The sequence below is a fragment of the Acinetobacter sp. Lyrl_1 genome, from assembly GCF_051948795.1.
In the GTDB taxonomy this organism is placed as follows: Bacteria; Pseudomonadota; Gammaproteobacteria; order Pseudomonadales; family Moraxellaceae; genus Acinetobacter; species Acinetobacter towneri.
Genome location: NZ_JAYJLK010000009.1, coordinates 42,799 through 54,365, shown reverse-complemented (window position 1 = coordinate 54,365; position 11,567 = coordinate 42,799). Strand labels below are relative to the sequence as shown.

Annotated in this window: 9 protein-coding genes; 6 read left to right on the top strand and 3 right to left on the bottom strand. The window is 43.9% G+C overall.

What is annotated here, in order from left to right; genetic code table 11:
• Positions 1–26 precede the first annotated feature (26 nt).
• The 3 genes from VF675_RS05125 (at position 27) to thrC (ending at position 3,543) form a co-directional block, all read left to right on the top strand.
• On the top strand, positions 27–842 hold the full coding sequence (locus tag VF675_RS05125; protein ID WP_440204871.1) for a DsbC family protein: 816 nt from the start codon (positions 27–29) through the stop codon (positions 840–842).
• 199 nt (positions 843–1,041) lie between these two features.
• Positions 1,042–2,346 (top strand): homoserine dehydrogenase, encoded by a 1,305-nt coding sequence (locus tag VF675_RS05120; protein ID WP_004975708.1) that lies wholly within the window; start codon positions 1,042–1,044, stop codon positions 2,344–2,346.
• Between the two features lie 57 nt (positions 2,347–2,403).
• On the top strand, positions 2,404–3,543 hold the full coding sequence (thrC, locus tag VF675_RS05115) for a threonine synthase (RefSeq protein ID WP_004975706.1): 1,140 nt from the start codon (positions 2,404–2,406) through the stop codon (positions 3,541–3,543).
• 120 nt (positions 3,544–3,663) lie between these two features.
• Here thrC and VF675_RS05110 read toward each other — a convergent pair whose 3' ends face one another.
• On the bottom strand, positions 3,664–4,755 hold the full coding sequence (locus VF675_RS05110; protein ID WP_131260992.1) for a serine hydrolase: 1,092 nt from the start codon (positions 4,753–4,755) through the stop codon (positions 3,664–3,666).
• A 215-nt stretch (positions 4,756–4,970) separates the two neighbouring features.
• Between VF675_RS05110 and gacA the strand changes: the two genes are divergently transcribed.
• The 3 genes from gacA to VF675_RS05095 all read left to right on the top strand — a co-directional run bounded on the left by gacA (position 4,971) and on the right by VF675_RS05095 (position 8,712).
• Entirely contained in the window at positions 4,971–5,606 is a 636-nt protein-coding gene (gene gacA / locus VF675_RS05105) for a response regulator transcription factor GacA (protein WP_004975702.1), read from the top strand.
• Positions 5,607–5,646: 40 nt separating this feature from the next.
• On the top strand, positions 5,647–7,209 hold the full coding sequence (locus tag VF675_RS05100) for a sensor histidine kinase (RefSeq protein ID WP_180044224.1): 1,563 nt from the start codon (positions 5,647–5,649) through the stop codon (positions 7,207–7,209).
• Positions 7,210–7,278: 69 nt separating this feature from the next.
• Entirely contained in the window at positions 7,279–8,712 is a 1,434-nt protein-coding gene (locus tag VF675_RS05095) for a sigma-54-dependent transcriptional regulator (RefSeq protein ID WP_004975695.1), read from the top strand.
• A 49-nt stretch (positions 8,713–8,761) separates the two neighbouring features.
• On the opposite strand, the gene VF675_RS05090 is transcribed toward VF675_RS05095, so the two are convergent.
• Entirely contained in the window at positions 8,762–9,925 is a 1,164-nt protein-coding gene (locus VF675_RS05090; RefSeq protein WP_136144310.1) for a S41 family peptidase, read from the bottom strand.
• Between the two features lie 24 nt (positions 9,926–9,949).
• Positions 9,950–11,497 carry a 2,3-bisphosphoglycerate-independent phosphoglycerate mutase gene (gene gpmI / locus VF675_RS05085; protein WP_440204870.1) on the bottom strand — a complete coding sequence of 516 codons (1,548 nt, stop codon included), beginning with the start codon at positions 11,495–11,497 and terminating at the stop codon, positions 9,950–9,952.
• Positions 11,498–11,567 lie beyond the last annotated feature (70 nt).

Here is an 11,567-nt window from a genome sequence, read left to right as displayed (position 1 = left end):
TTTATGCCAACAAGAAAGGGTTGTTTATGACATTTACCCGCTCGACACTTTTGATTGCCTGTTCACTGGCAAGTGCTTTTGCAATCACCGCATGTTCAAATGCAAACAATGAAGATAAAAAGCAAACCACGCTCACCGCCAGTGCGCCTGCAACGGGTGAAGCATCAACCCTGATTGAACGCAATGCACAACAGCGTTTAAGCACGACCTTGCAGCAACATTTTAAAACTGCAGGTATCAACGCCAAAATTACCGACATTAAAGCCACTGAAGTTCCAAATTTATTTTGGGTGAGTCTTGAAGGCATGTCATCGGTCTATGCCACCAGTGATGGCAAATACATTATTCAGGGCGATGTGATCCGTTTAGGTGACAAAGAACTACATAACGTCAGTGAAAACCTGCAAGCAGGCGTGAACAAGAAAATTTTTGCTGAATTAAAACAGGAAGATTTATTGGTATTCCCTGCCCAAGGCAAAACCAAACACGTCATTTATGTATTTACCGATGTCAGCTGTCCATATTGCCATCGTCTACATGAACAAATGGATGAAATGAATGGTAAAGGCATTGAAGTCCGTTACATTGCTTGGCCGCGTGGTGAACAGCACATGCCTGCTATGGAAGCAATTTGGTGTAGCGAAGATCGTCACGCTGCCTTTAATCAGGTCATGAATGGCGCACAAATTGCACCTGCCAACTGTAAAAACCCTGTTCGTGCTCAGTATCAATTGGGCTTAAATATGGGCGTCAATGGCACACCTGCGATTTATAATGCCGAAGGCGTATATTTAGGCGGCTATCTGTCTACCGCTGAATTGATCAAGCGCTTAGACAAATAAAAATAGCGGATCTGTGGATGCTGCATCATCCCAATACACCAAGACGTAGCATCTATGAAGCCAATATAAATAACGATTTTTTATGCGTTATTTTACTTTTTTTTATACTGTGAAGATAAGTGAGATCTGCCCTAGAGTCAGCGCGTTTTTTTAGCTATGATCTAGGCTTGCTTAAAGTTATTAAAATATGGAGTGTGACGTGAAACCAGTTCGTCTGGCAATCCTCGGTCTTGGTACTGTGGGTGGTGGTGCCCTTAAACTATTAAAAGAAAATGCTGCTGAGATTAGACGTCGCACCGGTCGTGAAATTGAAATCACTTATGTGGGAACACGTCGTCCGCGTCCTGACCTAAACTTGCCTGAATCGGTCAAGCAAAGCTCCGACTTGATGGACATTGTCCGTCAACCCGATGTAGACGTGGTGGTTGAAGTGATGGGCGGTATTCACCCTGCTTATGACGTGATCATGGAAGCCATGAAGCACGGCAAACAAGTAGTGACAGCCAACAAAGCCCTACTTGCAGAACACGGCAATGAGCTATTTAAAGCAGCTGAAGACAATGCCGTACAAATTGCCTATGAAGCTGCGGTTGCAGGTGGTATTCCAATTATTAAAGTCATCCGTGAAGGTTTGGCTGCCAACAAAATTGAATGGTTGGCAGGCATCATCAACGGTACAGGCAACTTCATTTTAAGTGAAATGCGTGAAAAAGGTCGTGCATTTGAAGACGTACTGAAAGAAGCACAAGAATTAGGCTATGCCGAAGCCGATCCGACTTTTGACGTCGAAGGTATTGATGCTGCTCACAAACTGACTATTTTGGCTTCATGTGCATTTGGTATTCCACTACAGTTTGACAAAGTCTTTACCGAAGGTATTGGCAAAGTGACCGCACAAGATGTGAAATATGCCGAAGAACTCGGTTTCCGCATCAAACACTTGGGGATTGCCCGTCGTACCGATAAAGGTATTGAATTGCGTGTTCACCCAACTTTAATTCCTGAAGAAGAATTGATTGCCAATGTTAATGGCGTGAAAAACGCGGTCTTGGTACAAGCCAATGCGGTTGGTCCAACGCTCTATTATGGCGCAGGTGCAGGTGCAGGCCCAACAGCCTCTGCAGTAGTTGCAGATGTTGTTGATATTGTCCGTGACATTTCTTATACCGAAGATGGCGCAGGTACAATTCCGCAATTGGCATTTGAAGCCTTAACCGACTTGCCAATTTTAAGCCGTGAAGAAATGACCACGGGTTACTACATTCGCATTAATGCCGAAGACCAAACTGGCGTACTTGCTGATGTGACCACTATTTTAAGCCGCGCGGGAATCAGTATTGATGCCATCATGCAGCAATCACGCTTAAAAGACCTTATTCCTATCGTGATTCTGACTGACCCAGTCCTAGAATCAAAAATGGATGAAGCGTTACAACAAATTCAAGCATTGCCAACCATTCATGGCGAAATTGTGCGAATTCGTTTAGAATCGCTTGATAATTAATCGGGTGGAGGGGAGTATTTCCCCTTGCCAAGCTCTACACACAATTGGAACATCATCATGTCGAATGCCAATCGTTATACTGGTTTAGTTGACCGTTATCGTGACCGTTTACCAGTGTCTGCAACCACACGTGCAATCTCTCTAGGCGAAGGAAACACGCCACTGATTAAGCTTGAGAATATTCCACGCATTATTGGTAAAGATGTTGAAATTTATGTGAAGTATGAAGGCTTAAACCCGACAGGTTCATTTAAAGACCGTGGTATGACCATGGCAGTTACTAAAGCAGTTGAAGAAGGTTCAAAAGCCATTATCTGTGCATCTACAGGTAATACTTCTGCTGCTGCTGCTGCCTATGCTGCACGTGCAGGCATCAAAGCATTCGTTTTAATTCCTGAAGGCAAAATTGCCATGGGTAAAATGGCACAAGCGATGATGTACGGTGCCATCACCATGCAAATCCGCGGTAACTTTGACGATGGTATGCGTCTAGTTAAAGAAGTTGCTGACCAAGCACCTGTGACCATTGTGAACTCGATCAACCCTTACCGCCTACAAGGTCAAAAGACCATTGCGTATGAAATTGTAGATGAGTTAGGTCGTGCACCAGATTACCACTGCTTACCTGTAGGTAACGCAGGCAACATTACTGCACACTGGATGGGTTATACCGAAGCGGTTGCCAACCAATCTGCCGATCAATTCGAGCAAGTGGTTTATGACGCAGCAACGGACAAATTCACAGGTCCAAACCCTGAAGGTCGCCCAATCATGGTGGGTTATCAAGCATCTGGCGCTGCACCATTCTTACGTGGTGCGCCTGTAGAAAACCCTGAAACTGTTGCAACTGCAATTCGTATTGGTAACCCACAAAGCTGGAATCATGCTAAAGCCGTTGTACGCGATTCAGAAGGTTGGTTTGATGAGCTAACTGATGCTGAAATCTTAGAAGCACAACGCATGCTTTCAATGTATGAAGGCGTATTTGTTGAGCCTGCATCTGCTGCGTCTATTGGTGGTGCAATGCGCGACATCAAAGCAGGTAAAATCAAAGAAGGTTCTGTGATTGTATGTACCGTAACAGGTAACGGTCTGAAAGATCCTGACACTGCAATGAAACAATGTGCAGATGCGGTGATGCTCTCTATTGATGCTACAATGCAACAAGTAAAAGACTCTATCCTTTCAAACATGTAAGTTTTGAATCGTGATCAAAAAAACCTGCATTAGCAGGTTTTTTTGTGTTTGGAATTATGCAACTTTAACGGAAGTTGAGTCATACGATTGATAACTCAACGCTCCAAGCTGAATGTGCTCTTAAATACGTTTAGGTAACTGGCTTGCCCAACTCATTAAGCGAGTTGCATCATTGGTACGTGCTTGTGAAGTATCTGCACCCAAAAGCACCACCACTGCAGGACGGTTATTCAAAGTGGTATGCATCACCACACAACGCCCTGCTTCATTGATATAGCCTGTTTTAGACAGATTAATATTCCAACCACCATTACGTACCAGTGCATTGGTATTGTTAGATTTTAAAACACGATAACCCAAGTTAAAGTCATAGGTTGGCGTGGTTGAGAATTGGCGAATCAAACCATATTGCGAAGCGGTGCTGACCAAAATACCCAAATCACGCGCAGAAGATACATTACGTGGGTCTAAGCCTGTTGCTTCGGTAAAACGGGTAGAATGCATGCCCAATTCACGCGCTTTAGCATTCATTGCGGCTACAAAGGCATTTTTCCCACCTGGATAAGTACGTGCCAACGCTGCTGCTGCAGGATTTTCAGATTTCATTAATGCAAACAGTAACGCTTCGGCACGGTTTAACTTGTCGCCCACACGCAAAGTTGAGCTTGAGTTTTTACCTGCTGCACCTGCAAAATCAATCGATTGCAAAGTGATTTGTTCAGACATATTCAAACGTGCATCAGAAGTCACCACGGCAGTCATCACCTTGGTCACAGATGCAATAGGTAATGCCACATTGGTATTTTTGCTATACAGCACTTCACCTGTTTGCGCATCCATCACCAAAGCCGCACGTGCATTAACTGATGGTTGGTTGCTATAAGCAGAGGTATCTAAAATACGGACTGTTTTAGGCGCAGTGGAAGCAGGTGCAACACCATTGCTACTACGCACTGTAGTGGTAATTTTCGTTGAACCTGGCGGAGTAGGTTCAGCAACATAGCTCTCTGGCGCAGCCTGAGCGCTCGCACTGGTACTTTCCAGATCACCATTTAAGAATTGATCGGCTTGCTCCGAAGACCAACTTAAGGTCGCCTGACCGTCGCTCCCAGAGGAAGGATTGATGACAAGTTCAGCAAAACTGACAGAACTTAGGCTGAACATCATAGATGCGACCAGCACATGCATGAACGACTTCTTAGAATTTTTCACGACTGCTTACTCAACTCAGGGAGGTAAGATACATTTGCGTATTACCTCAAATATGCCTTACATTTAAAAATACAACAATGAATCGTTTTTGACACCATATTGTGCAGAACTTTTCATTCTAGATTAAGAATAGCATTGCTAATTTTGTCGTTTCATTGCAAGCTAATTTTGCTTTATGTAACAAAAAAGATGATTTTTTCAAAGGGAGAGTGTAGGTGATCACAGTTTTAGTAGTCGACGATCATGAATTGGTACGTACTGGGATTTGCCGTATGCTCGAAGACCATGCCGATGTGCAGGTGATTGGACAAGCTGAATCGGGTGAAGAAGCGATTACCTTAGTGCGTCAGCATCATCCCAATGTGGTGTTGTTAGATGTGAACATGCCTGGGATTGGAGGCGTAGAAACCACACGTCGTCTATTGCAAACTGCACCAGACACTAAGGTCTTGGCGGTGAGTGGTTTGGCAGAAGAACCCTACCCTTCTTTATTGCTGAAAGCAGGTGCAAAAGGCTATATCACCAAAGGCGCACCTGTCAGTGAAATGGTACGTGCCATTAAAAAAGTCATGCAGGGCGGTAAATACTTCAGTGCCGACATTGCCGAACAACTGGCAAGTTCATACTTATCTGACACACAACAATCGCCTTTTGATAGTCTTTCAGAACGTGAAATGCAAGTGGCGATGATGGTGGTGAATTGTATTAGCGCACAGGAAATTGCCGATAAGTTGTTTGTCAGTGTAAAAACCGTAAATACCTATCGTTACCGTATTTTTGAAAAATTAAATATTGATAGTGATGTCAAACTGACTCACCTTGCCATTCGTTATGGACTGATTAAACCCTAAATTTTCAACGCTGTTGATGCACAAATAAGACCTTTACGATATGCCAGATTTAAAACAACATTCTGAGTTAAATCAGTATCATCTTGGCATGTGGTATGGTACTTACCGACTGCTGATTGCCTTTTGTTTGCTGCTGATTACCCTACTCACCTTTCAGCAGCTTGGCACACAATATCAGCACCCGGGTTTATATCTGTATACCTTGGTCTGCTATTTTATTTTTAGCTGCCTGCAACTGATCAGCTATAAATATATTCCTTTTAAAAGCACGCAACAACTGACCCTGTTTTTTGCAGTCGATATTATCGCGCTCAGTAGCCTGACTTTTGCCAGCGATGGCCCTAATTTATATTTAAGTCTGCTGTTTGCGATCACGATTTTTGCAGCATCACTCTTGCTGCAAAAGCGTAAAGCCTTAGCCATTACCCTCATCGCGATGATTATGGTGATTTACCAACACTTTGTTGGGAGTTTGCTGGACTTTTCATCGCTAAATAATATTGGTCAAAGTGCGCTATTGGCATTTTTATTTTGGGTGGTTTATGGCAGTGGACGTATTGCAGTACGGCGTTTCCAAATTTTAGAAAATCTAAATTTTTCGCAATCTTTGGAATTAAACCGCCTACAAAATATCAACCGTTATATTTTAGAACAAACCGAAATGGGCTATTTGGTTTTAGATGAAAATTGCTATGTCGTCCTCAGTAACCCTGCAGCCTGTCATCTGTTGGGGATTCATCCTAAATATGCGCACGCGACCTATCCATTGTATAAAATTCAGCCCGATTTATTTGATCTGTTCAAATTTGATCAATTGCAAGATGGAGAAAAATTTCAATTCGAGTCGCAACTAAGTCATTTTCATGTGCATATTCAGGTACAAAAACTCAAAGTGCCACATCAAACGCTGACTTTATTGGCGCTGCAGGATGGACGTAAAATCAATCAGCAAGTCCAGCAACTCAAATTAGCCGCCTTAGGACAACTCTCTGCCAGTATTGCGCACGAAATTCGCAACCCGTTGGCAGCCATTGTACAAGCCAACAATTTATTTACAGGCAGTGATGCTGCACAGCAACAATTGCTGTCGGACATGATCAGCAAACAAGCGACACGGATTGATAAGATTATTCACGACACGCTGAGTATGGTCAAAAATAAACAAACCACGCCTGTCGCGATTCAGCTCAATCAATTTTTGCCACAATTCATTCAGGAAGATTTACCTGATGCAGCGAGTCAAATTCAGCTTACACTGACCGAACCACTGAGCATCCAGTTTGATGAATCACAGTTTCGCCAAGTGCTGATTAACCTGATTCGTAACGCCATTCGACACAATGCTGCACAGCAGCCCATTGAGATTACGGCCTATCCGCAAGCAACTTATATTTATATTGATGTGCGGGATTTTGGTGCAGGTGTCGCCAGTCAAGATCTCCTCTATCTGTTCCAGCCATTTTTCAGTACCGAAATCAATGGAACTGGTTTAGGATTGTATCTATCGCATAGTTTTTGCGAGGCGAATCAAGCCAAGCTGAGCTATGTAGAACAAGAACAAGGCGCATGTTTCAGGATGAAATGTCTACGTGCCATTGAATAAACGCGATTGATATTGGATCAATCTTGTTGCTGTGGTTTTGATTTAATTTTGTGTGGTTTTGGGGAAAATATGCACGCTGTTCAACCTTTGGTTTTATTGGTCGATGACGAAGAAGACCTTTGTACCCTCATGCAGATGACTTTGGCACGTATGGGGATTCAAACCCATGTCGCGTATCGTTTAGCACAAGCCAAGCAATTATTGGCAGAACATCAGTACGATGCTTGCTTAACCGACTTAAACCTGCCCGATGGCAATGGCTTGCAACTGGTTGAATGGATTTCCGAACAATATCCGAATGTACCTGTTGCCGTATTGACCGCCTACGGCAATATGGATATTGCGATTGCTGCTTTAAAAGCAGGTGCATTTGACTTTGTCAGCAAGCCTGTCAATCAAATACATTTACAGCAACTCCTTGAAAAAGCACTGAATAAACCTTTCGACACCACCGATCATCACAGCCAAGATCAGCTTGAATATAAAATGTTGATTGGGCAGTCTTTGCCTATTCAACAATTGCGCAGCACCATCAAAAAAATTGCGCGCTCGCAAGCGCCTGTATTTATTACAGGCGAATCGGGTACGGGGAAAGAAGTTGTCGCCAATTTGGTTCACCGTTTAAGTAACCGCAACGAAGGACCATTTATTGCAATTAACTGTGGTGCAATCCCCACCGAACTCATGGAAAGCGAGCTATTTGGACACAAAAAAGGTAGCTTTACAGGAGCGACTCAAGACAAACAAGGTCTGATTCAATCTGCACATGGCGGCAGCTTATTTTTAGATGAAATTGCCGAACTGCCACTGAGCATGCAAGTCAAACTGCTGCGTGCCGTTCAGGAAAAGCGCATCCGTCCTGTGGGTTCAGATAGTGAAATTGATGTCGATTTTCGTGTGATCAGCGCCAGTCATCAGGACTTAGAAAGTTTGGTTCAGCAAGGACGTTTCCGTCAGGATTTATTCTTCCGTATTCACGTGATGGATTTGGTCTTGCCTGCCTTGCGTGAACGTGGACAAGATATTCTGTTATTGGCAGACCACTTCATTCAAAAAGTTGCACAAGAATGGGACATTCCTGCCAAACAACTGACACCTCGTGCCCAGCAATTTTTATTAGAACAGTACTATCCAGGTAATGTGCGTGAGTTACGCAATATTATTGAACGTGCCATTACCCTGAGTGATGATGATGTTATTGATCTCAAACACTTACAAACCGCACCCTTGCGCCAATTCAGTATGAGCAATACAGCAACCACTGAATCACAACCTACAGCAGAAACACCACAGCAGATCGTGACAGATGTATTGCTGACAGGACGCAAACTGCCTGAAGAAGGTTTAGAAGCCTACTTGGAAAAAGTAGAAAAAGACATTTTACTGAATGCGCTGCACCTGACCCACTGGAACCGTACGTTGGCAGCAAAAAAATTGGGCATGTCTTTCCGTTCTTTGCGCTATCGTCTGAAAAAGTTTGGATTAGATACTGAAGATGAGTAAACGCTAAACAATGAAGACTGTCTAAAAATACGTGTTACTCAGATGAGACTTAACGGCGGCTCAGCAGTAAATCTGCCACATGCTCAAGATAAGCCTCTTCTTTCATTTCAGGACTTTGAATATATTGCTGATTCGGCTGAATCCCAACCCCTTCAATCATTTGCTCGCGTGGGGTGTAATAATGCGAAACCGTCATTTGTAAGGCAGCACCATCGCTAAGTGGGAACAGTTTTTGCACCACCCCCTTGCCATAACTTTTTTCGCCCATCACCCAAGCGCGTGAATGGTCTTTTAAAGCACCGGTAAAGACTTCTGCCGCAGATGCAGAGCGATGATTAATCAGTACTCCGACTTTTAAATTTTGAAATTCAAAGCTAGGTAACGCCTGAAATTGTTGATCGCCTTCAGAACGACTTTTGGTCGATACAATCACACCCTGATTTAAAAATAAATCGGCAGATTCCACCGCAGCAGACAGTAAGCCTCCTGGGTTATTACGCAGATCAATCAATACGGCTTTTAAGCGTGGCGTGCTATGTTCTTCAATTAAGCGTTTAATTTCATTGGCGGTGTCTTGCTGAAACACACGTACTTTTAACAACAAGACCTGATTAGAAAGCATCTGCGCCTGAATATCGGTTTCTACTTTTTTGTTGCGTACCAACATAATTTCAGGCTGATTGGCTGCACGTTGTACGCTTACAGTCGATCCCACTGAGCCTGTGAGCAGGTTATTGACCTGATCTGCACTCAGCTTTTTCAGTTCTTGGTTATCAATTTTAAATAGGCTGTCGCCATTCTTCAGCCCTTGTTTAGCCGAGTCGGCATTGGCACTTAAATTTTGAATGACCCAATGTTGCTGGGCAGCGTCATAGCGCAAAGTAAAATCAACCGAGGCCAAGTCGCCTTCGGTATATTGTAAAAGTTGTTTATATTCTTCAGCAGTTAAATAGCGTGAATAACGATCTAAACCGCTCACCAAGCCACGAATGGCTTGCTGAAACAAGGCATCATCACTTTTTTCAGTCACATAGTTGTCTTTGACAATGCCATAGATTTGCACAAATTCCTGTATCGACTCTACAGGCACATCGACATAGTCCTGTTGTAGTGTAGGGCCATCTAACTCCAAATCTGGCGCAGCCCAAACACTCGAATGACTGGCACACAACACGCTTGCCAACACAACCGCATAAATTTTGTGAGCCGTCATTCCATCATCTACCTGTCTCGAGGGTTATGCCTGTAGGCGAATTAAGTTGCGACCTTGCATATCTGCAGGCACTGGCAATTGCATCAAATTCAATAGAGTTGGTGCAACATCTGCCAACACACCACCTTCCAAAATGGTGGCCTGAGTTGGGCCTACATAAATGAATGGCACCAATTCAGTGGTGTGCTGAGTATGTACCTGACCACTGTCATAGTCTTGCATTTGCTCGACGTTACCATGGTCAGCGGTAATAATCATGTGACCTTGTTTCGCCATCACCGCTTCATAGACACGACCCAAACAGGTATCTACTGCTTCAACTGCTTTGACTGCTGCATCAAACACACCAGTATGACCGACCATATCGCCATTGGCATAGTTCACTACCAACAAATCATATTCACCTGAATTAATGGCTGCAACCAGTTCATCAGTCACTTCATAAGCGCTCATTTCAGGTTTTAAGTCGTAGGTTGCTACGTTTGGCGATGGAATCAGGATACGTTTTTCACCCGGATATTCATCTTCACGACCACCACTAAAGAAGAACGTCACGTGTGCGTATTTTTCAGTTTCAGCAATACGCAATTGTGTTTTGCCCAAGTCTGATAAATATTCACCAATCGAGTTTTTCAAATCTTCTGGCATGTACGCCACTGGCGCAGCAATGCTGGCTTGATAACGGGTCAGCATCACAAATTTAGACAATTGCGGCACAACTTTACGTTCAAAACCAGCAAAATCCTGTTCCACAAAGGCTTTGGTCAATTCACGTGCACGGTCAGCACGGAAGTTCATAAACACCACGCTGTCGCCATCTTGAATTTTGGCAATTTCACCAATACGGGCGGCTTTAACAAACTCATCGCTTTCATCTGCCGCATAAGCCGCTGCCAAGCCTTCAACCGCAGTTGCCGCAGTGCGTACTGCCTCACCTTCGGTAAGTAGACGATAGGCTTGTTCTACACGATCCCAACGGTTGTCACGATCCATCGCATAGTAGCGACCAATCAGGCTGGCAATGCGCCCCTGATTTGGATATTGTGCAAATAATGCGTCCAGTTTTTCCAAAGAAGGCTGCGCGCTTTTTGGTGGCGTATCACGGCCATCTAAAAAGGCATGTAGATAAACTTTTGCACCACGTTTTAATGCCAATTCTGCCATCGCCACGATATGATCTTCATGCGAATGCACACCGCCTTCAGACAATAAACCAAGCAGATGCACTGCACCGTTGGCTGCTTTGGCTTTTTCTACCGCATCGACCAACACTTCATGTTCAAAGAAAGCGCCTGTACGAATGTCTTTGGTAATACGGGTAAAGTCTTGGTACAACACACGTCCTGCACCCAAGTTCATGTGACCAACTTCAGAGTTACCCATTTGACCATCTGGCAAGCCCACATCTTCACCTGAACCAGAGATCAAACCATGCGGATGCTTTTCCTGCATAGCAGTCAAATTTGGTCGTTTCGCTGCTAAAAACGCGTTGTCTTCGACCGCTTCGCGATGACCCACACCATCCATAATCACCAATACGTGAGGGATTTTGCCAGCAGTTGCATCCGCCATAATCAATACTCTTTTTCGTCTACAAATTAATCATGCTATCTTAACGAATTTTGCGTCAAGACTCTATGTT